The organism is Escherichia sp. SCLE84, assembly GCF_012584495.1.
In the GTDB taxonomy this organism is placed as follows: Bacteria; Pseudomonadota; Gammaproteobacteria; order Enterobacterales; family Enterobacteriaceae; genus ECMA0423.
The window spans coordinates 2,324,394-2,345,857 of the sequence record NZ_CP051430.1; the positions used below are offsets into that span (position 1 = coordinate 2,324,394).

A 21,464-nucleotide genomic window follows, 5' to 3' on the forward strand; every position below is an offset into this window, starting at 1 on the left:
ATTTACTTCTGCTGCACGAAATTACGGTAAGCCGCCACGACCTGCAGAAAATCCTCAACGCCGCATAGCGACAGGCTTTCTTCGTCGTAGTAGTTCATCCCCTCTTCCATTTCATCGCCAGCGAATTCCAGTTGATTGGCGCGAACCATCACCTCTTCACCGTCCATCCACAGAGTGTACTCATGCCCTGCCCGCTGCCAGGAACGTTCGCTACCTTTCAGTGCGTGCGCCGCTTGTTCCACTTCATCAAGCAAGGCCAGGTTTTCTTTCACCTCTTCATTAAACCAGTGCCCGACCACTTCATGCCCCATGGACATACGCACCTTTACAACTCCGGTAATATCGCGCAGAAATTCGTAATCCATAGTGTGTTCCTCTGCTCCCGGCAATGCGCCGAAATCGCATTGCGCCATTGATGTAATTATCGCAGCCTTACCGGAGAAAAACAGCGGAACGGCGATGGTTTAGAAATAAAAAAATGCCCGGGAATCTCATTCACCGGGCATTGTGTCGTTTATGCGCAGCGCGTGCGCTTACTTATTACACCGCAGTCTGGAAAATCACCCCATCGGCTTTTTCGGTGTACTGAGAAAGCTGGTTGAAGTTCAGATAACGATAAGTATCAACGGCAGTTTTATCTACTTGCGCCACGTAGGTCTGGTACTCTTCCGGCGTCGGCAGTTTGCCAATCAGCGCCGCAACAGCCGCCAGTTCCGCAGAAGCCAGGAAGACATTCGCGCCAGTACCCAGACGGTTCGGGAAGTTACGGGTAGAGGTGGAAACCACCGTCGCACCGTCTGCTACACGCGCCTGGTTACCCATACACAGGGAACAGCCAGGGATCTCGATACGCGCACCACTCTTACCGAAGACGCTGTAGTAGCCTTCTTCAGTCAACTGCGCGGCGTCCATACGGGTTGGCGGTGCCACCCACAGGCGGGTCGGCAGTTGGCCTTTGTGCGCATCCAGCAGTTTACCCGCAGCACGGAAGTGACCGATGTTGGTCATGCAGGAACCGATAAATACTTCGTCGATCTTCTCACCCTGTACCGCAGACAGCGGACGCGCGTCATCCGGGTCGTTCGGTGCACAGAGGATTGGCTCTTTAATATCCGCCAGATCGATGTCGATCACTGCCGCGTATTCAGCATCTGCATCGGCTTCCAGCAGCTCAGGATTCGCCAGCCATTTTTCCATGCCCTGAATACGACGTTCCAGGGTGCGACGATCGCCGTAACCTTCCGCGATCATCCACTTCAGCAGGACGATGTTAGAGTTCAGGTATTCGATGATCGGTTCTTTGTTCAGCTTGATGGTACAACCAGCGGCAGAACGCTCGGCGGACGCATCGGTCAGTTCAAATGCCTGCTCAACTTTCAGATCCGGCAGACCTTCAATTTCCAGGATGCGGCCAGAGAAGATGTTTTTCTTGCCTTTCTTCTCAACGGTCAGCAGACCTTGTTTGATCGCATACAGCGGAATGGCATGTACCAGATCGCGCAGGGTGATGCCCGGCTGCATTTTGCCTTTGAAGCGCACCAGAACGGATTCCGGCATATCCAGCGGCATTACGCCTGTTGCGGCTGCAAATGCCACCAGACCAGAACCCGCCGGGAAAGAGATACCGATCGGGAAACGGGTATGGGAATCACCACCGGTACCGACGGTATCCGGCAGCAGCATACGGTTCAGCCAGGAGTGAATGACGCCGTCACCCGGACGCAGCGACACACCGCCACGGTTCATAATGAAGTCCGGCAGCGTGTGGTGCGTGTTCACGTCAACTGGCTTCGGATACGCCGCGGTGTGGCAGAAAGACTGCATCACCAGGTCAGCCGAGAAGCCCAGGCACGCCAGGTCTTTCAGTTCATCACGGGTCATCGGGCCGGTGGTGTCCTGGGAACCTACAGAAGTCATTTTCGGTTCACAGTACGCGCCCGGACGAATGCCTTTCACGCCACAGGCACGGCCTACCATTTTTTGCGCCAGCGAGAAGCCGCGATCGCTCTCAGCGACATCTTTCGCCTGACGGAACACATCACTGTGCGGCAGACCAAGTGCTTCACGCGCTTTGGTGGTCAGGCCACGCCCGATAATCAGCGGAATACGGCCACCAGCACGCACTTCATCAATCAGCACGTCGGTTTTCAGTTCGAAGGTCGCCAGCAGTTCGCCGGTTTCGTGGTTACGCACTTCACCTTTGTACGGGTAAACGTCAATCACGTCGCCCATGTTCAGGTTAGAGACGTCGACTTCGATTGGCAGTGCACCCGCGTCTTCCATCGTGTTAAAGAAGATGGGTGCAATTTTACCGCCGAGGCACAAACCACCGCCGCGTTTGTTCGGCACATGTGGAATATCATCGCCCATAAACCACAGAACGGAGTTAGTGGCGGATTTACGCGAAGAACCCGTACCCACAACGTCACCGACGTACGCCAGCGGGAAACCTTTCTGTTGCAGAGCTTCGATTTGCTTGATCGGACCAACAACACCAGGCTGGTCTGGCTCAATACCTTCACGGGCGTTTTTCAGCATCGCCAGCGCGTGCAGTGGGATATCCGGGCGTGACCACGCATCCGGTGCCGGAGAAAGGTCATCGGTGTTAGTTTCGCCAGTGACTTTGAAGACGGTAACGGTCAGTTTTTCAGCCAGCGCCGGGCGATTCAGGAACCATTCGGCATCCGCCCAGGACTGCATAACCTGCTTCGCATATTCGTTGCCTGCTTTCGCTTTCTCTTCTACGTCATAGAAGTTATCGAACATCAGCAGCGTGTGAGAAAGTGCTTTGGCAGCAATAGGTGCCAGTTTGGCATCATCCAGCGCGTCGATCAGCGGATGAATGTTGTAACCACCCTGCATGGTGCCCAGCAGTTCGATGGCTTTTTCCGGAGTCAGCAGAGGGGATTTGGCTTCGCCTTTCGCGATAGCAGCCAGGAAGCCTGCTTTGACATAGGCGGCTTCATCGACGCCAGGGGGAACACGGTTGGTTAACAGATCTAACAGGAATTCTTCTTCGCCCGCGGGCGGGTTTTTCAGCAGCTCTACAAGTGCGGCCATTTGGTTTGCATCCAGGGGTTTGGGCGCAATCCCCTCAGCGGCACGCTCAGCTACGTGCTTACGGTATTCTTCTAGCACGACGGTTCTCCTCGCTCTCATTGTCATAGTGCGGCAGGCGATTCTCTTCACGCTCCTGTGAGACAGCAGTTTGTAGGGTAAATGCCCAGTACCGCAACGGGCAGAATAGCAGGATTTTGACGATGTGTTAATCTGTTTACAAAAAAGCAACATAAAAAAGTGGCTGAATCGTTAAGGATGGTCTAGAGATTGTTTCCCTCCGTAAAAACTTCGTTAATTCGCATGGTGATAATCACCTTTCTCAGCGAATCCCAAGATTAGTCAAAATTTAAACTACCGCCTCTTTATACTCGGATTCACAGCACCTGCGGGTGGCAGTTCGCCGACCATTGCGATTTCCTTGAGATCCGAATTATGAAAATGACTTTGCCGTTTAAACCCCATGTGCTGGCGCTAATTTGCAGTGCCGGGCTTTGTGCCGCCTCTACCGGGCTATATATAAAAAGCCGCACAGTGGAAGCGCCTGTGGAACCGCAATCGACACAACAGACTGCGCCTGACATCACCGCAGTTACGCTTCCTGCAACGGTTTCCGCACCGCCCGTAACGCCCGCCGTCGTCAAATCCGCATTCAGCACTGCACAAATCGATCAATGGGTTGCGCCTGTCGCGCTGTACCCCGATTCTCTGCTTTCACAAGTGTTAATGGCATCAACCTATCCGGCAAACGTTGCTCAAGCAGTGCAATGGTCGCACGATAATCCACTTAAACAAGGCGATGCTGCTATTCAGGCGGTATCTGACCAGCCGTGGGACGCCAGCGTTAAATCACTGGTGGCCTTTCCACAATTGATGGCATTGATGGGCGAAAACCCGCAATGGGTGCAAAACCTGGGCGATGCTTTTCTGGCGCAGCCGCAGGACGTGATGGACTCGGTACAGCGATTGCGGCAACTGGCGCAACAAACCGGTTCGCTGAAGTCATCAACCGAACAAAAAGTTATTACCACAACGAAGAAAGCTGTACCGGTAAAACAGACAGTCACGGCACCCGTCATACCATCCAATACCGTTTTAACTGCCAGCCCCGTCATTACAGAGCCTGCAACAACCGTCATTTCCATTGAGCCCGCCAATCCTGATGTGGTCTATATTCCCAACTACAACCCAACCGTGGTTTACGGGAACTGGGCCAATACTGCGTATCCGCCGGTTTATCTGCCACCACCAGCCGGAGAACCGTTTATTGACAGCTTTGTGCGCGGATTCGGCTATAGCATGGGTGTTGCTACCACGTACGCACTATTCAGCAGCATCGACTGGGATGACGACGATCATGACCATCATCATCATGACGATGATGATTATCATCACCACGATGGCGGTCATCGTGACGGTAATGGCTGGCAACACAACGGCGACAACATCAATATCGACGTCAACAATTTCAACCGTATCACCGGTGAGCATCTTACTGATAAGAATATGGCATGGCGGCACAATCCAAACTACCGTAATGGTGTGCCCTATCATGATCAGGATATGGCAAAGCGGTTTCATCAAACCGATGTCAACGGCGGAATGAGCGCCACGCAGCTACCTGCTCCAACACGCGACAGCCAGCGTCAGGCGGCAGCAAGTCAGTTTCAGCAACGAACACACGCCGCCCCCGTCATTACACGAGATACCCAACGTCAGGCAGCGGCACAGCGGTTTAATGAAGCTGAAAACTATGGGAGCTATGACGACTTCCGCGACTTCAGCCGTCGCCAACCACTGACCCAGCAACAAAAGGACGCCGCTCGTCAGCGTTATCAGTCGGCCTCGCCTGAGCAGCGCCAGGCAGTCCGCGAGAAAATGCAGACTAACCCACAGATCCAGCAGCGAAGAGACGCAGCGCGTGAGCGTATTCAGTCAGCCTCGCCTGAGCAGCGCCAGGCAGTCCGCGAGAAAATGCAGACTAACCCACAGATCCAGCAGCGAAGAGACGCAGCGCGTGAGCGTATTCAGTCAGCCTCGCCTGAGCAGCGCCAGGTGTTTAAGGAAAAAGTACAGCAGCGCCCACTGAACCAACAGCAACGTGATAACGCCCGCCAGCGTGTTCAATCAGCATCACCTGAACAACGTCAGGTTTTTCGGGAAAAAGTTCAGGAGAGCCGCCCACAACGTCTAAACGACAGTAACCATACTGTCAGGCTGAATAACGAGCAACGGTCAGCAGTACGCGAACGTCTCTCTGAGCGCGGAGCAAGGCGACAGGAAAGGTAAATTGCAGACGTAAAAAAAGCGGCGTGGTTAGCCGCTTTTTTAATTGCCGGATGTTCCGGCAAACGAACAATTACTTCTTCTTCGCTTTCGGGTTCGGCAGGTCGGTAATGCTACCTTCGAACACTTCTGCCGCCAGGCCCACAGACTCGTGCAGAGTCGGGTGCGCGTGGATGGTCAGTGCGATGTCTTCAGCATCACAACCCATTTCGATTGCCAGGCCGATTTCACCCAGCAGCTCGCCGCCGTTGGTACCGACAATCGCACCACCGATCACACGGTGAGATTCTTTGTCGAAAATCAGCTTGGTCATACCGTCTGCGCAGTCGGAAGCGATAGCACGACCAGAAGCAGCCCACGGGAAGGTGGCGGTTTCATAGCTGATGCCTTTCTCTTTCGCTTCTTTCTCAGTCAGACCTACCCATGCAACTTCTGGTTCGGTATAGGCGATGGACGGGATAACTTTCGGATCGAAGTAGTGTTTCTTACCGGCGATAACTTCAGCGGCAACGTGACCTTCGTGAACACCTTTGTGTGCCAGCATCGGCTGACCGACGATATCGCCGATAGCAAAGATGTGCGGTACGTTGGTACGCAGCTGTTTGTCAACGCGGATGAAACCACGGTCGTCCACTTCCACGCCAGCTTTGCCTGCGTCGAGGTTTTTACCGTTCGGCACACGACCAATCGCTACCAGCACGGCGTCGTAACGCTGCGGTTCAGCGGGTGCTTTTTTGCCTTCCATCGTCACATAAATACCGTCTTCTTTCGCTTCAACGGCGGTAACTTTGGTTTCCAGCATCAGGTTGAATTTCTTGCTGATACGCTTGGTGAAGACTTTAACGATGTCTTTGTCAGCTGCCGGGATAACCTGGTCGAACATTTCAACCACGTCAATCTGTGAACCCAGCGCGTGGTATACGGTGCCCATTTCCAGACCGATGATACCGCCACCCATTACCAGCAGGCGTTCTGGTACTTCTTTCAGTTCCAGCGCGTCAGTGGAGTCCCAGATACGCGGATCTTCATGCGGAATAAACGGCAGTTGGATCGGGCGAGAACCCGCTGCAATGATCGCATTGTCGAAGTTGATCACGGTTTTGCCGTTCTCACCTTCAACTTCCAGGGTGTTAGCCCCGGTGAATTTACCCAGACCGTTGACCACTTTGACTTTGCGGCCTTTCGCCATACCAGCCAGACCACCGGTCAGCTGATTGATCACTTTCTCTTTCCAGGTACGAATCTTGTCAATATCGGTTTTCGGTTCGCCGAAGACGATACCGTGTTCAGCCAGCGCTTTGGCTTCTTCGATAACTTTTGCTACGTGCAGCAGTGCTTTAGAAGGGATACAGCCGACGTTCAGGCAAACACCGCCAAGGGTGTTGTAACGTTCTACGATTACGGTTTCCAGACCTAAATCAGCGCAACGGAAGGCAGCGGAGTAACCTGCGGGGCCTGCCCCAAGTACCACGACCTGAGTTTTGATTTCAGTACTCATCATGACCTCTATATATTTATCTCCGGCGGTCATACCCGTCGTCTTTCAGGCCGCAGCGGCGTTAGCTTCACGCCCTCACCCCAGTCACTTACTTATGTAAGCTCCTGGGGATTCTGGCGCTTGCTACCTTGCTGCACCCAGAAATCCATAGGGTATGTGAAGTAATACCCTAACCACCACCGGGTCGTTCTATCCGTCGGTATTTTACAAAATTGTTAACAATTTTTAAACAACAAACGGCAACCGATTTGTCTATTCGCTAATAACCTCAATACATTCATGAGATTACCAGAAAAAAGCCGGCCGTTGGGCCGGCTCTTTTACTTACATCACCAGACGGCGAATGTCAGACAGCGTGTTGTTAATGATGGTAATGAAACGGGCACCATCAGCACCGTCGATCACGCGGTGGTCGAAGGAGAGAGAAATCGGCAGCATCAGACGCGGCACGAACTCTTTACCATTCCACACCGGCTCCATCGCGGACTTGGAAACGCCGAGGATAGCCACTTCCGGCGCGTTCACAATCGGCGCGAAGTGGGTAGTACCCAGGCCGCCGATGCTGGAGATGGTGAAGCAACCGCCCTGCATTTCGCCCGCAGTCAGCTTACCGTCACGCGCTTTCTTAGAAATAGTCATCAGCTCGCGAGACAGCTCGATGATGCCTTTCTTGTTGACGTCTTTGAATACCGGAACAACCAGACCGTTCGGGGTATCCACCGCCACACCGATGTTGATGTATTTCTTCAGGGTCAGACGCTGACCGTCTTCCGACAACGAACTGTTGAAGCGAGGCATCTGCTCAAGAGCTGCAGCAACGGCTTTCATGATGAAGACAACCGGGGTGATCTTCACATCCAGCTTACGTTTCGCCGCTTCTTCGTTCTGCTGTTTACGGAACGCTTCCAGCTCGGTGATATCGGTTTTGTCGAAGTGAGTAACATGCGGGATCATCACCCAGTTACGGCTCAGGTTCGCACCAGAAATTTTCTGGATACGGCCCAGTTCCACTTCTTCGATTTCACCAAACTTGCTGAAGTCCACCTTCGGCCACGGCAGCATGCCTGGGATACCGCCGCCAGTCGCCGCCGGAGCTGCTTCTGCACGTTTGATAGCTTCTTTCACGTAAGCCTGAACGTCTTCGCGCAGGATACGACCTTTACGGCCAGTGCCCTTCACTTTCGCCAGGTTAACGCCAAACTCGCGTGCCAGACGGCGGATCAGCGGAGTCGCGTGAACGTAAGCGTCGTTTTCTGCAAATTCAGATTTGCCTTCCGCTTTCGCAGCCGGTGCTGCTGCCGGAGCTTCAGCTTTTGCTGCCGGAGCCGGCGCTGCCGCTTCCTGTTTCGCAGGAGCTGCCGCAGGCGCTGCGCCTTCAACTTCGAAGATCATAATCAGCGAGCCAGTTTTCACTTTATCGCCAACGTTGACTTTCAGTTCCTTCACGACGCCTGCAAACGGAGCCGGGACTTCCATAGAAGCTTTATCGCCTTCTACGGTGATCAGTGACTGTTCAGCGGCAATTTTGTCACCCACTTTCACCATCACTTCGGTCACTTCAACTTCGTCACCGCCGATATCCGGAACGTTAACTTCTTTCACGCCAGCCGCTGGTGCAGGGGCCGCTGCCGGAGCCGCTTCCTGTTTAGCCGCCGGAGCTGCCGCGCCTGCTTCACCCGCGACTTCGAAGACCATAATCAGCGAGCCGGTAGACACTTTGTCACCCACGTTCACTTTGATCTCTTTCACGGTGCCAGCAAACGGAGCCGGAACTTCCATAGAAGCTTTATCGCCTTCTACGGTGATCAGCGACTGTTCAGCTTCAACTTTATCGCCAACTTTCACCAGGATTTCGGTCACTTCAACTTCGTCGCTGCCGATATCCGGAACGTTAACGTCTTTTGCCGCTGCAGCCGCTGGTGCTGCTGCCGGAGCTGTTTCTTTCTTCTCTTCTGCCTGAGCAGGTGCAGCGTCTGCTGCACCGTCGGCGGAATCGAAAATCATAATCAGTGCGCCGGTCTGGGTTTTATCGCCAACAGAGACTTTGATCTCTTTAACGATACCCGCCTGCGGAGACGGAACTTCCATAGAGGCTTTGTCGCCTTCTACGGTGATCAGCGACTGTTCGGCTTCAACTTTGTCGCCCACTTTGACCAGGATCTCGGTGATTTCAACTTCATCAGCCCCGATGTCCGGTACTTTGATTTCGATAGCCATTATTCTTTTACCTCTTACGCCAGACGCGGGTTAACTTTATCTGCATCGATGTTGAATTTGGCGATTGCGTCAGCAACCACTTTCTTATCGATTTCGCCACGTTTAGCCAGTTCGCCCAGCGCCGCTACAACCACGTAGGAAGCATCAACTTCGAAGTGGTGACGCAGGTTCTCACGGCTGTCGGAACGACCGAAGCCATCAGTACCCAGTACGCGGTAGTCGTCAGCCGGTACGTAAGTACGGACCTGCTCAGCGAACAGTTTCATATAGTCGGTAGATGCCACTGCCGGAGCGTCGTTCATCACCTGAGCGATATACGGAACGCGCGGAGTTTCCAGCGGGTGCAGCATGTTCCAGCGTTCACAATCCTGACCATCTCGCGCCAGTTCGGTGAAGGAGGTCACGCTATAAACGTCAGAACCTACGCCGTAATCTTTCGCCAGGATCTCTGCCGCTTCACGGACGTGACGCAGGATGGAACCGGAGCCCAGCAGCTGAACTTTACCTTTGCTACCTTCAATGGTTTCGAGTTTGTAGATACCTTTACGGATACCTTCCTCAGCACCTTCCGGCATTGCCGGCATGTGGTAGTTTTCGTTCAGCGTAGTGATGTAGTAGTAAACGTTCTCTTGTTTTTCACCGTACATACGCTCCAGACCGTCATGCATAATGACAGCAACTTCGTAAGCGTAAGCCGGGTCGTAAGAGATACAGTTCGGGATAGTCAGCGACTGAATGTGGCTGTGACCATCTTCGTGCTGCAGACCTTCACCGTTCAGGGTGGTACGACCGGAAGTACCGCCGATCAGGAAGCCACGCGCTTGCTGGTCGCCAGCCGCCCAGCACAGATCGCCGATACGCTGGAAGCCGAACATCGAGTAATAGATGTAGAACGGAATCATCGGCAGATTGTTGGTGCTGTAAGAGGTCGCCGCTGCCAGCCAGGAACAACCTGCGCCCAACTCGTTGATCCCTTCCTGCAGAATCTGACCTTTCTCGTCTTCTTTATAGTAAGCAACCTGCTCGCGGTCCTGCGGGGTGTACTGCTGACCGTTCGGGCTGTAAATACCAATCTGACGGAACAGACCTTCCATACCGAAAGTACGCGCTTCGTCGGCGATGATCGGTACCAGACGATCTTTGATCGACTTGTTCTTCAGCATTACGTTCAGGGCACGAACGAAAGCGATAGTGGTAGAGATCTCTTTGCTCTGCTCTTCCAGCAGCGCGCCGAAGTCTTGCAGGCTCGGCAGCTCAAGCTTCTCGGTGAAGTTCGGCTGACGGCTTGGCAGATAACCGTGCAGTTTCTGACGCTGTGCGTGCAGATAGGTATGCTCTTCAGAACCTTCCGGGAAGGTGATGTACGGCAGTTTTTCGATATCTGCATCAGACACCGGCACATTGAAACGGTCGCGGATGTGACGCACGCCGTCCATGTTCATTTTCTTAACCTGGTGCGCGATGTTTTTACCTTCAGCCGCGTCGCCCATGCCGTAACCTTTAATGGTATGAGCAAGGATTACTGTCGCTTTGCCTTTGGTTTCCTGCGCTTTCTTGAATGCAGCGTAGATTTTCTTCGGATCGTGACCACCACGGTTCAGTGCCCAGATCTGCTCGTCAGTCCAGTCTGCAACCAGTGCTGCGGTTTCAGGATATTTACCGAAGAAGTGTTCACGAACGTACGCACCATCTTTCGATTTGAAGGTCTGGTAGTCGCCGTCAACGGTTTCGTTCATCAGCTGGATCAGTTTACCGCTGGTATCTTTACGCAGCAGTTCATCCCAACGGCTACCCCACATCACTTTGATCACGTTCCAGCCAGCACCTTCGAAGATGCCTTCCAGTTCGTTGATGATCTTGCCGTTACCGGTGACCGGGCCGTCAAGACGCTGCAGGTTACAGTTGATAACGAAGACCAGGTTATCCAGTTTTTCACGGGTAGCGATGGTGATCGCACCTTTGGATTCCGGTTCGTCCATTTCACCGTCGCCGAGGAACGCGTAAACGGTCTGTTTAGAGGTATCTTTCAGACCACGGTGTTCCAGATATTTCAGGAATTTAGCCTGGTAAATAGCACCAATCGGCCCCAGACCCATAGATACGGTCGGGAACTGCCAGAATTCCGGCATCAGTTTCGGGTGCGGATAGGAAGAGAGGCCATTGCCGTGAACTTCCTGACGGAAGTTATCCAGCTGCTCCTGAGTCAGACGACCTTCCAGGAAAGCACGAGCGTACACGCCCGGGGAGATGTGGCCCTGGAAGTAAACCAGGTCGCCGCCATCCTGCTCGTTGCGTGCACGGAAGAAGTGGTTAAAGCACACATCATAAATGGTTGCGGAAGACTGGAAGGACGCCATATGACCGCCCAGTTCGAGGTCTTTTTTCGACGCACGCAGAACCGTCATGATGGCGTTCCAGCGGATAGCTGAACGAATACGGCGTTCCAGTTCCAGATTACCCGGATACTCCGGTTGTTCTTCAACGGGGATGGTGTTGATGTAGTTGCTGATACCTGTGCCTGCGGCTACGTTTACACCGCCTTTGCGGGCTTCAGCAAGCAGTTGGTCGATCAGATACTGAGCACGCTCAACACCTTCTTCACGGATGACCGATTCGATCGCCTGGAGCCAGTCGCGAGTTTCGATCGGATCCACGTCATTTGGGAAACGTTCTGACATGGGTTATTCCTTATCTATCTAATAACGTTGAGTTTTCTGGAACCTGTCCCATTGAACTCTCGCCGGAAAGCTCAATAAGACAGGTTCTACGTTTAGTTGCCGCGCTTTTATATGCGCTTGATTTACAACATCTTCTGGATAATTTTTACCAGAAAAATCACTAATTCTTTCGTTGCTCCAGACGACGCAGAGAACGCTCACGGCGGCTCTCTTCACGACTTCTGTCGAGCAAAATTTCTTCGATAAAGGCCAGATGGCGATGCGATGCTTCGCGCGCTTCTTCCGGCTTACCGGCCATAATCGCTTCAAATATGCGGGTGCGGTGACTACTCACCAGCGGCAGCATCTCGCGACGCGAATAGAGCAATTCGAAGTTCTGGCGGACATTCTGGGCCAACATCGGCTCCATACACCTTAGCAGATGAAGCAGAACCACATTGTGGGCCGCTTCGGTGACGGCAATCTGATACTGGAGTACGGCGTTTGATTCCGCGTCCAGATCGCCAGACTGCTGCGCCAGCTCTATGGCGTGGTGGAGTTCACGGATGCGTTCCTTGTCTTCATCGGTACTACGCAGCGCGGCGTAATAAGCGGCGATACCTTCCAGGGCGTGTCGTGTTTCGAGCAAGTCATACTGTGACTCAGGATGGTCGGAGAGCAGCTCCACCAGCGGATCGCTGAAGCTTTGCCATAGGCTGCTCTGGACAAAAGTGCCGCCACCCTGGCGACGAAGCAACAAGCCCTTCGCTTCGAGACGTTGAATCGCCTCACGCAAGGAGGGACGGGAGACGTCAAACTGTTTTGCCAGTTCGCGTTCCGGTGGGAGTTTTTCGCCCGGGCGGAGAGTGCCTTCGAGGATCAAAAACTCCAGTTGCTGCTCAATCACATCGGAGAGTTTTGGTTGGCGGATTTTGCTGTAGGCCATGAGTTCCTGTCTTAAGCCACTTGCCGAAGTCAATTGGTCTTACCAATTTCATGTCTGTGACGCTAAAGTAACAAAGTATTCACCTTATGTCCATACAGGTTTTGATTGAAATCATGAAACTGTGCACATTTTAACAACTTGACATATATAACGTTTCAAAGTTGTAACTATGCACAAATGTAGACTTTACGTAGGAAAGGAGTTTTTTAACGATTATTAAACTATAAAAATCCGAATTGAACCGATTCACTTACCAATTTTGTGATTTTTAATTCAATTAAAACGAATTTAAATTCATTCTACATATTGAGAGGGGTTGAGGCTGAGCTTTACAAACGGTTTCTTTTTAAGCAACTCATCTTCAACCATGCATAAAGCGGGTGCATTCGCTGCCGCATACCATTATTCTTGATCTGACGGAAGTCTTTTTGTAACAATTCAAACTTCTTTGATGTAAACAAATTAATACAACAAACGGAATTGCAAACTTACACACGCATCACTGCGTAGATCAAAAAAACAATCACCGCACGAGGTTTCATGATGGAAGGTCAACAGCACGGCGAGCAGCTAAAGCGCGGCCTTAAAAACCGCCATATTCAGCTTATCGCGCTGGGTGGCGCGATAGGGACAGGGCTATTCCTGGGTAGCGCCTCCGTAATACAGTCCGCAGGGCCAGGGATTATCCTGGGTTACGCCATTGCTGGTTTTATCGCCTTTCTGATCATGCGTCAGCTGGGTGAAATGGTGGTCGAAGAACCTGTCGCAGGCTCCTTTAGCCACTTTGCTTATAAATACTGGGGCAGTTTTGCCGGTTTCGCCTCTGGCTGGAACTACTGGGTACTGTACGTTTTAGTTGCCATGGCTGAGCTGACTGCCGTGGGTAAATACATTCAGTTCTGGTATCCGGAAATCCCCACCTGGGTTTCTGCCGCCGTATTCTTTGTGGTGATTAACGCCATCAACCTGACCAACGTTAAAGTGTTTGGCGAGATGGAGTTCTGGTTTGCCATTATCAAAGTTATCGCGGTGGTAGCGATGATCATCTTCGGCGGCTGGCTGCTATTCAGTGGCAACGGCGGCCCGCAGGCGACCGTTAGCAACCTGTGGGATCAGGGTGGTTTCCTGCCGCACGGCTTCACCGGGCTGGTGATGATGATGGCGATTATCATGTTCTCGTTCGGTGGTCTGGAACTGGTGGGGATCACCGCAGCAGAAGCTGATAACCCGGAGCAAAGTATACCGAAAGCAACTAACCAGGTTATCTACCGCATCCTGATTTTCTATATTGGTTCGTTAGCCGTTCTGCTCTCACTGATGCCGTGGACCCGCGTTACCGCCGATACCAGTCCGTTTGTGCTGATCTTCCACGAGTTAGGCGATACCTTTGTGGCGAATGCGCTGAACATCGTGGTACTGACTGCGGCGCTCTCCGTGTACAACAGCTGCGTATATTGCAACAGCCGTATGCTGTTTGGTCTGGCACAACAGGGTAATGCGCCAAAAGCGCTGGCGTCTGTCGATAAACGTGGTGTACCAGTAAATACCATTCTGGTGTCTGCACTGGTAACGGCGTTGTGCGTACTGATTAACTACCTTGCCCCAGAGTCCGCTTTCGGACTGTTAATGGCGCTGGTGGTATCTGCACTGGTAATCAACTGGGCGATGATTAGCCTGGCGCATATGAAATTCCGTCGCGCCAAGCAGGAACAAGGCGTGGTAACTCGCTTCCCTGCTCTGCTTTATCCGCTGGGTAACTGGATCTGCCTGCTGTTTATGGCGGCGGTACTGGTGATTATGCTGATGACCCCAGGAATGGCGATTTCGGTATACCTGATCCCGGTATGGCTGATCGTGTTAGGTATCGGCTATCTGTTTAAAGAGAAAACCGCCAAAGCCGTAAAAGCGCATTAATCTCTCTACGCCCTCACCCGTACAGGGTGAGGGCAATAATCTTTACACCAACGCCCCGTAAATCGTCAGTAGTGCAATCACCACCACGACCACGAACGAGGTTTTCTTCGCCATTGAAACCGCTGCCTTCGGCGTCTCCACCTTATCGACATGCGGTTCACGCGCCAGAGAGAACTGCGCCAGACGCGTTAACACCTGATACTGCGAAGTATGGAAATCACCCAGCGAAGCAAACCAGGCCGGTAACGCTTTCTCACCATGACCGATCAAGGCATATACCACACCCGCAAGACGAACCGGCACCCAATCCAGTACATGAAGCACGGCATCAATGCCGGACTGTAAACGATGATGCGGCGTCTGATATCGCGCCAGCCAGTATTGCCATGCACGCAAAAACGCATACCCCATCAGCGTAACGGGTCCCCAGGTTCCCCCCACAATCAGCCAGAACAGCGGTGCAAGATAAAAACGAAAGTTAATCCACAGCAATGCATTTTGCAGCTCACGCAAATACTCACGTTCGTCGCAGCCTGCCGGGACGCCGTGAATCATGGTGAGTTCGCCAGCCATCGTGGCACGGGCATGGCTATCATTACGTGAAGCAGCTGTCAGATAAGCATGATAATGAAGACGAACTTTACCTGCGCCAATACACAGCAAACCAATCAGCAGCCACACCAGTAGCGTGGGAACGTTGAACAATACTCCCTGCAATGCGCGTAACAGTAAAAAAGTCACGCCCATCGCAATAATGGTCATGCCTAACGTGCGCCCGAGAGAAAAATGTTTCACCCGCCGAAAGAACGCTTCAAGACGATGATCAAGCTGCCAGTGCTCGCCCAACTTAAACAGGCGCTCGAAAATTAACACCAGTAAGGTTGTAAATAGCGTCATGTTGTCTCCTTGCTGACCAGCACACGAAACCGTGCCCAATCAAATGCAGGACCGGGATCGGTTTTCCGATCCGGCGCAATATCACAATGGCCCGTCATGTTTTTAGCGATATCCGGATAGCAATCAATCAGTGCCCGCGTAACCGCCGCAAGCTGTTGATACTGCGCATCGGTATACGCCAGCGTATCGGTGCCTTCAAGCTCAATCCCAATAGAAAAATCATTGCAGCGTTCGCGCCCCTGATACTGAGAGACTCCCGCATGCCATGCACGTTTATCGAAAGGAACATACTGGACTATTTCACCATCACGGCGAATCAAACAGTGAGCGGAGACGCGCAAATGGGCGATCTCAGCAAAGAAAGGATGTGCCTGCGGATCAATAGTTCCAGTGAATAATGCGTCGATCCACGGACCGCCAAACTCGCCTGGCGGCAGGCTAATATTGTGCACCACCAGCAGGGTGGGTGTTTCGTCATCCGGGCGGCAATCGTAATGTGGTGAGGGAACGCGGCGCGCGCCAACCAGCCACCCCTGTTCTAACAACATGCAGGATCTCCTTATATGTGGTGCTAATACCCGGTTCAGAGTAGCATGTTTCTACCTTATGATTCGTTAGCTATCTGGAGTTTTAACATGCCGCCTCGCCGCTATAACCCTGACACCCGACGTGACGAGCTGCTGGAACGCATTAATCTCGATATCCCCGGCGCGGTGGCCCAGGCGCTGCGGGAAGATTTAGGCGGAACAGTCGATGCCAACAATGATATTACGGCAAAACTTTTACCGGAAAATTCTCGCTCTCATGCCACGGTGATCACCCGCGAGAATGGCGTCTTTTGCGGCAAACGCTGGGTTGAAGAGGTGTTTATTCAACTGGCAGGCGACGATGTCACCATAATCTGGCATGTGGATGACGGCGATGTCATCAATGCCAATCAATCCTTGTTCGAACTTGAAGGCCCATCCCGCGTGCTGTTAACGGGCGAACGCACTGCGCTTAATTTTGTGCAAACCCTTTCAGGAGTTGCCAGTAAGGTACGCCACTATGTCGAATTGCTGGAAGGCACCAACACGCAGTTGTTGGATACGCGCAAAACCTTACCCGGCCTGCGTTCAGCTCTGAAATACGCGGTACTTTGCGGCGGCGGAGCGAATCACCGTCTGGGGCTTTCTGATGCCTTCCTGATCAAAGAAAACCATATTATTGCCTCCGGCTCAGTGCGCCAGGCGGTCGAAAAAGCGTCCTGGCTGCACCCGGATGCGCCAGTAGAAGTCGAAGTAGAGAATCTGGAAGAACTTGATGAAGCCCTGAAAGCAGGAGCCGATATCATCATGCTGGATAACTTCGAAACAGAACAGATGCGCGAAGCCGTCAAACGCACCAACGGCAAGGCGCTACTGGAAGTGTCTGGCAACGTCACTGACAAAACACTGCGTGAATTTGCCGAAACGGGCGTGGACTTTATCTCCGTCGGTGCGCTAACTAAACACGTACAAGCACTCGACCTTTCAATGCGTTTTCGCTAATAGTTGACAGATTTATCCGCTCCATCGCGGGCGGATAATCTCCCCTTCCCCAACTTTCTTCGTAACGCCTCGCAAATTTCTTGTCTTTCGCTGCAACGAAATAAAAAACCTCGGAATCTGCTTTCCCGTTTCGTTTTTTGCCCCTCGCCTGTGCTGATGGCGTTTGCCAAAGTAGCGCCAACCAAATCAAGGAGCGAAACAGATGGACAAGCAACGCGGTTTTACACTTATCGAACTGATGGTGGTTATTGGCATCATTGCCATTTTAAGCGCCATTGGTATTCCCGCTTATCAAAACTACCTGCGCAAAGCCGCACTCACCGACATGCTACAAACCTTTGTGCCTTACCGTACCGCCGTAGAGTTGTGCGCGCTGGAACATGGTGGATTAGATACCTGCGACGGTGGCAGCAATGGCATTCCCTCGCCTACCACCACCCACTATGTTTCAGCCATGAGAGTGGCAAAAGGCGTGGTGTCGCTGACCGGGCAAGAAAGTCTCAATGGACTAAGCGTCGTCATGACACCGGGTTGGGATAACGCAAACGGCGTCACCGGCTGGACGCGCAACTGCAATATTCAAAGTGACAGCGCATTGCATCAAGCCTGCGAAGATGTCTTCCGCTTTGATGACGCCAACTAAGGAGCGGCAATGAATATTCCACAGCTCACTGCCCTGTGTCTGCGTTATCATGGAGTCTTGCTGGATGCCAGCGAAGAGGTGGTTCATGTTGCGGTAGTCGATGCACCTTCGCATGAGCTACTGGACGCATTGCATTTCGCTACCACCAAACGTATTGAGATCACCTGCTGGACGCGCCAACAAATGGAAGGTCACGCCAGTCGCACACAACAGACATTGCCCGTAGCTGTTCAGGAGAAGCATCAGCCCAAAGCAGAGTTGCTAACTCGAACGTTACAATCTGCGCTGGAACAACGCGCGTCTGATATTCATATCGAACCAGCGGACAATGCCTACCGCATCCGCTTGCGTATCGACGGCGTATTGCATCCTTTACCGGATGTTTCACCGGATGCCGGAGTCGCATTAACCGCCAGATTAAAAGTGCTGGGAAACCTGGATATTGCGGAACATCGCCTGCCGCAGGACGGGCAATTCACTGTCGAACTGGCAGGAAACGCCGTCTCATTTCGTATTGCGACCTTACCATGTCGGGGTGGTGAAAAGGTGGTATTAAGGTTGTTACAGCAGGTGAGCCAGGCACTGGATGTCAACACGCTTGGAATGCAGCCGTTACAACTGGCGGACTTTGCTCATGCCTTGCAACAACCACAGGGACTGGTGCTGGTAACTGGCCCTACAGGCAGCGGCAAAACGGTCACGCTTTATAGTGCCCTGCAAACGCTGAATACCGCTGACATTAATATTTGTAGCGTCGAAGATCCGGTTGAGATCCCCATAGCCGGACTAAACCAGACGCAAATCCATCCGCGTGCCGGACTCACCTTTCAGGGCGTGTTGCGTGCGTTATTGCGCCAGGATCCTGACGTCATCATGATCGGAGAGATCCGCGATGGCGAAACAGCAGAGATCGCTATTAAAGCGGCGCAAACTGGTCACCTGGTGTTGTCTACCCTACACACTAATTCCACCTGCGAAACGCTGGTACGTTTACAGCAAATGGGGGTCGCCCGCTGGATGCTATCATCGGCGCTTACGCTGGTAATAGCCCAGCGTCTGGTACGCAAACTTTGCCCACATTGTCGCCGGCAGCAAGGGGAGCCCATCCACATTCCAGACAATGTATGGCCATCGCCGCTGCCCCACTGGCAGGCACCCGGTTGTGTACATTGCTACCACGGTTTTTATGGTCGTACGGCCTTATTTGAAGTTCTGCCCATAACGCCGGTCATTCGTCAGCTTATTTCCGCTAATACCGACGTTGAATCGCTGGAAACGCACGCACGACAGGCGGGTATGCGTACGCTTTTTGAAAACGGCTGCCTGGCCGTGGAGCAAGGCTTAACCACCTTTGAAGAGTTAATCCGCGTACTGGGGATGCCGCATGGCGAGTAAGCAACTCTGGCGCTGGCATGGCATAACCGGCGACGGCAATGCGCAAGATGGGATGCTATGGGCAGAGAGCCGTGCTTTGCTGCTCATGGCACTACAGCAACAGATGGTTACCCCACTTAGCCTGAAGCGAATCGCCATCAATTCTGCGCAGTGGCGAGGAGATAAAAGCGCGGAAGTCATTCATCAACTGGCGACGCTACTCAAAGCCGGGTTAACGCTTTCTGAAGGGCTGGCACTGCTGGCGGAACAGCATCCCAGTAAGCAATGGCAAGCGTTGCTGCAATCGCTGGCGCACGATCTCGAACAGGGCATTGCTTTTTCCAATGCCTTATTACCCTGGTCAGAGGTATTTCCGCCACTCTATCAGGCAATGATCCGCACGGGTGAACTGACCGGTAAGCTGGATGAATGCTGCTTTGAACTGGCGCGTCAGCAAAAAGCCCAGCGTCAGTTGACCGACAAAGTGAAATCAGCGTTACGTTATCCCATCATCATTTTAGCGATGGCAATCATGGTGGTTGTGGCAATGCTGCATTTTGTTCTGCCGGAGTTTGCCGCTATCTATAAGACCTTCAACACCCCACTACCGGCACTAACGCAGGGGATCATGACGCTGGCAGACTTTAGTGGCGAATGGAGCTGGCTGCTGGTGTTGTTCGGCTTTCTGCTGGCGATAGCCAATAAGTTGCTGATGCGCCGACCGACCTGGCTTATAGTGCGGCAGAAATTGCTGTTACGCATCCCGATTATGGGTTCACTGATGCGGGGACAAAAACTCACGCAGATTTTTACGATTCTGGCGCTGACACAAAGTGCAGGCATTACTTTTTTGCAGGGCGTAGAGAGCGTCAGAGAAACAATGCGCTGCCCGTACTGGGTGCAACTTCTGACACAAATCCAGCACGATATCAGTAACGGTCATCCCATCTGGCTGGCGCTAAAAAATACCGGGGAGTTTAGCCCGCTCTGTTTGCAATTAGTGAGAACAGGAGAGGCATCCGGCTCGCTGGACCTCATGTTAGACAACCTCGCCCATCATCATCGGGATAACACAATGGCGCTGGCGGATAACCTCGCAGCCTTACTGGAACCGGCGTTGCTGATCATAACGGGAGGAATTATCGGTACGCTGGTGGTGGCGATGTATCTGCCAATTTTCCATTTAGGCGATGCGATGAGTGGGATGGGATAACGCTGGCGTGTTGCTCCACACCAGCGTTGGAAGATTACAGGTTGTTGAAGATGCGGTTTTCTTGTTCCTGCACACGGATAAATGTGGTGCGCTTGGTCAGTTCTTTCAGGCGTGAAGCCCCAACGTATGTACAAGCTGAACGCAGGCCGCCCAAAATATCACGCGCGGTATTTTCAACCGGGCCTCGCAGCGGCAGCTTAACGGTTTTACCTTCTGCTGCGCGATATTCCGCAACGCCGCCAACGTGACGTTTCATCGCAGACTCGGAGCTCATGCCGTAGAACAGCATAAATTTCTCGCCGTTCTCCTCAACGATGCGACCGCCGCTCTCTTCGTGGCCCGCCAGCATGCCGCCAAGCATGACGAAATCGGCACCGCCGCCAAAGGCTTTTGCGACATCGCCCGGCGTGGTGCAGCCACCGTCGCTGACGATCATTCCGCCCAGACCGTGCGCCGCATCGGCACATTCGATTACCGCAGAAAGCTGCGGATAACCGACGCCTGTTTTGACGCGAGTTGTACAAACAGAACCTGGGCCAATGCCAACTTTAACGATATCAGCACCGGAGAGGATAAGCTCCTCACACATTTCACCAGTCACTACGTTGCCAGCACAAATGGTTTTGGTCGGCCACGCTTCACGCGCTTTCGCAACGAACTGCACGAAGTGTTCGGAATAACCATTCGCCACATCAATACAAACGAAGTTTAATGCCGGGTTCAGGTCGAGAATCTGTTTAGTTTTTTCGAAATCCGCATCAGACGTACCGGTAGAAACCATCACATGTTTCAGCACATCAGCGGAAGAATTGTTGATAAACGCTTGCCACTCTTCGACAGAATAGTGTTTATGCACAGCAGTCAAAATATCAAAAGAAGCCAGCGCAGAGGCCATAGAAAATGTACCTACGGTGTCCATATTTGCGGCGATAATTGGCACGCCGGACCAGCTCTGACCTGAATGTTTGAAGGTGAATTGACGTTCCAGTTCAACATCGGAACGGCTTTTAAGAGTGGAGCGTTTAGGGCGGATGAGAACGTCTTTAAAACCTAACTTCAGATCTTCTTCAATACGCATGTGCGGATTCCTGGGGTTAATGGCTATAAGGGTAAGAGCGCAACTCCAGTGACGCTATCATACGCACTAATCAATGCGGCGCAAGACTGCGAAATTGTCTTTTTTTACGCTACAATCCCATAAATTTACCTGGTAAATAGTGAGCGAACGTTTCA

15 protein-coding genes are annotated in these 21,464 nt (G+C 52.6%); 6 read left to right on the forward strand and 9 right to left on the reverse strand.

Translation table 11 applies throughout. From position 1 onward, the window contains the following. Window positions 1–2: 2 nt before the first annotated feature. Entirely contained in the window at window positions 3–365 is a 363-nt protein-coding gene (gene yacL / locus HGD79_RS11475) for a protein YacL (RefSeq protein WP_000384306.1), read from the reverse strand. A 175-nt stretch (window positions 366–540) separates the two neighbouring features. Continuing rightward, on the reverse strand, window positions 541–3,138 hold the full coding sequence (gene acnB / locus HGD79_RS11480; protein ID WP_001307570.1) for a bifunctional aconitate hydratase 2/2-methylisocitrate dehydratase: 2,598 nt from the start codon (window positions 3,136–3,138) through the stop codon (window positions 541–543). A 354-nt stretch (window positions 3,139–3,492) separates the two neighbouring features. Here acnB and HGD79_RS11485 point away from each other — a divergent pair, with 354 nt between their 5' ends. Next, window positions 3,493–5,346 carry a DUF3300 domain-containing protein gene (locus HGD79_RS11485; protein ID WP_000784486.1) on the forward strand — a complete coding sequence of 618 codons (1,854 nt, stop codon included), beginning with the start codon at window positions 3,493–3,495 and terminating at the stop codon, window positions 5,344–5,346. 70 nt (window positions 5,347–5,416) lie between these two features. Here the strand turns inward: HGD79_RS11485 and lpdA are convergent, their stop codons facing one another. The 4 genes from lpdA to pdhR all read right to left on the reverse strand — a co-directional run bounded on the left by lpdA (window position 5,417) and on the right by pdhR (window position 12,661). After that, complete coding sequence (lpdA, locus tag HGD79_RS11490) at window positions 5,417–6,841, reverse strand: dihydrolipoyl dehydrogenase (protein ID WP_000102485.1); 1,425 nt, start codon at window positions 6,839–6,841, stop codon at window positions 5,417–5,419. A gap of 324 nt (window positions 6,842–7,165) precedes the next feature. Then, on the reverse strand, window positions 7,166–9,058 hold the full coding sequence (gene aceF, locus HGD79_RS11495; protein WP_000963563.1) for a pyruvate dehydrogenase complex dihydrolipoyllysine-residue acetyltransferase: 1,893 nt from the start codon (window positions 9,056–9,058) through the stop codon (window positions 7,166–7,168). A gap of 14 nt (window positions 9,059–9,072) precedes the next feature. After that, complete coding sequence (gene aceE / locus HGD79_RS11500) at window positions 9,073–11,736, reverse strand: pyruvate dehydrogenase (acetyl-transferring), homodimeric type (RefSeq protein WP_000003820.1); 2,664 nt, start codon at window positions 11,734–11,736, stop codon at window positions 9,073–9,075. Window positions 11,737–11,896: 160 nt separating this feature from the next. Next, a complete protein-coding gene (gene pdhR, locus HGD79_RS11505) occupies window positions 11,897–12,661 on the reverse strand; it encodes a pyruvate dehydrogenase complex transcriptional repressor PdhR (RefSeq protein WP_000331776.1) in 765 nt (254 codons plus the stop codon). A gap of 540 nt (window positions 12,662–13,201) precedes the next feature. On the opposite strand from pdhR, the gene aroP reads away from it, so the two are divergent. Continuing rightward, window positions 13,202–14,575, forward strand: a complete 1,374-nt coding sequence (gene aroP, locus HGD79_RS11510; RefSeq protein ID WP_000969915.1) for an aromatic amino acid transporter AroP — start codon at window positions 13,202–13,204, stop codon at window positions 14,573–14,575. Between the two features lie 42 nt (window positions 14,576–14,617). Here the strand turns inward: aroP and ampE are convergent, their stop codons facing one another. Together ampE and ampD are read right to left on the reverse strand one after the other, a co-directional pair. Beyond that, a complete protein-coding gene (gene ampE / locus HGD79_RS11515; protein WP_000172005.1) occupies window positions 14,618–15,472 on the reverse strand; it encodes a beta-lactamase regulator AmpE in 855 nt (284 codons plus the stop codon). Then, the gene (gene ampD / locus HGD79_RS11520) at window positions 15,469–16,020 is read right to left on the reverse strand and encodes a 1,6-anhydro-N-acetylmuramyl-L-alanine amidase AmpD (protein ID WP_000923721.1); all 552 of its coding nucleotides are present in this window, start codon (window positions 16,018–16,020) and stop codon (window positions 15,469–15,471) included. The genes ampE and ampD overlap by 4 nt, the downstream gene beginning before the upstream one ends. Before the next feature lie 87 nt (window positions 16,021–16,107). On the opposite strand from ampD, the gene nadC reads away from it, so the two are divergent. From nadC to hofC, 4 genes are all read left to right on the forward strand, one after another. Then, window positions 16,108–17,001 (forward strand): carboxylating nicotinate-nucleotide diphosphorylase, encoded by an 894-nt coding sequence (gene nadC / locus HGD79_RS11525; protein WP_001135174.1) that lies wholly within the window; start codon window positions 16,108–16,110, stop codon window positions 16,999–17,001. A gap of 202 nt (window positions 17,002–17,203) precedes the next feature. Beyond that, window positions 17,204–17,644, forward strand: coding sequence for a prepilin peptidase-dependent pilin (ppdD, locus tag HGD79_RS11530; RefSeq protein WP_168848401.1), 441 nt, complete (start codon window positions 17,204–17,206; stop codon window positions 17,642–17,644). 9 nt (window positions 17,645–17,653) lie between these two features. Next, complete coding sequence (gene gspE, locus HGD79_RS11535; protein ID WP_001025155.1) at window positions 17,654–19,039, forward strand: type II secretion system protein GspE; 1,386 nt, start codon at window positions 17,654–17,656, stop codon at window positions 19,037–19,039. Continuing rightward, the gene (gene hofC, locus HGD79_RS11540; protein ID WP_000157234.1) at window positions 19,029–20,231 is read left to right on the forward strand and encodes a protein transport protein HofC; all 1,203 of its coding nucleotides are present in this window, start codon (window positions 19,029–19,031) and stop codon (window positions 20,229–20,231) included. Before gspE ends, hofC begins: the two co-directional genes overlap by 11 nt. A 34-nt stretch (window positions 20,232–20,265) precedes the next feature. Here hofC and guaC read toward each other — a convergent pair whose 3' ends face one another. Next, a complete protein-coding gene (guaC, locus tag HGD79_RS11545; protein WP_001217338.1) occupies window positions 20,266–21,309 on the reverse strand; it encodes a GMP reductase in 1,044 nt (347 codons plus the stop codon). Window positions 21,310–21,464: the final 155 nt, after the last annotated feature.

Bases quoted from the DNA above. Each gene is read 5' to 3' on its own strand.
- gspE (WP_001025155.1), top strand. From the start codon at position 17,654: ATGAATATTCCACAGCTCACTGCCCTGTGTCTGCGTTATCATGGAGTC.
- HGD79_RS11485 (WP_000784486.1), top strand. From the start codon at position 3,493: ATGAAAATGACTTTGCCGTTTAAACCCCATGTGCTGGCGCTAATTTGC.
- aroP (WP_000969915.1), top strand. From the start codon at position 13,202: ATGATGGAAGGTCAACAGCACGGCGAGCAGCTAAAGCGCGGCCTTAAA.
- ampE (WP_000172005.1), bottom strand. From the start codon at position 15,472: ATGACGCTATTTACAACCTTACTGGTGTTAATTTTCGAGCGCCTGTTT.
- guaC (WP_001217338.1), bottom strand. From the start codon at position 21,309: ATGCGTATTGAAGAAGATCTGAAGTTAGGTTTTAAAGACGTTCTCATC.
- aceE (WP_000003820.1), bottom strand. From the start codon at position 11,736: ATGTCAGAACGTTTCCCAAATGACGTGGATCCGATCGAAACTCGCGAC.
- pdhR (WP_000331776.1), bottom strand. From the start codon at position 12,661: ATGGCCTACAGCAAAATCCGCCAACCAAAACTCTCCGATGTGATTGAG.
- nadC (WP_001135174.1), top strand. From the start codon at position 16,108: ATGCCGCCTCGCCGCTATAACCCTGACACCCGACGTGACGAGCTGCTG.
- hofC (WP_000157234.1), top strand. From the start codon at position 19,029: ATGGCGAGTAAGCAACTCTGGCGCTGGCATGGCATAACCGGCGACGGC.
- ampD (WP_000923721.1), bottom strand. From the start codon at position 16,020: ATGTTGTTAGAACAGGGGTGGCTGGTTGGCGCGCGCCGCGTTCCCTCA.
- aceF (WP_000963563.1), bottom strand. From the start codon at position 9,058: ATGGCTATCGAAATCAAAGTACCGGACATCGGGGCTGATGAAGTTGAA.
- yacL (WP_000384306.1), bottom strand. From the start codon at position 365: ATGGATTACGAATTTCTGCGCGATATTACCGGAGTTGTAAAGGTGCGT.
- ppdD (WP_168848401.1), top strand. From the start codon at position 17,204: ATGGACAAGCAACGCGGTTTTACACTTATCGAACTGATGGTGGTTATT.
- lpdA (WP_000102485.1), bottom strand. From the start codon at position 6,841: ATGAGTACTGAAATCAAAACTCAGGTCGTGGTACTTGGGGCAGGCCCC.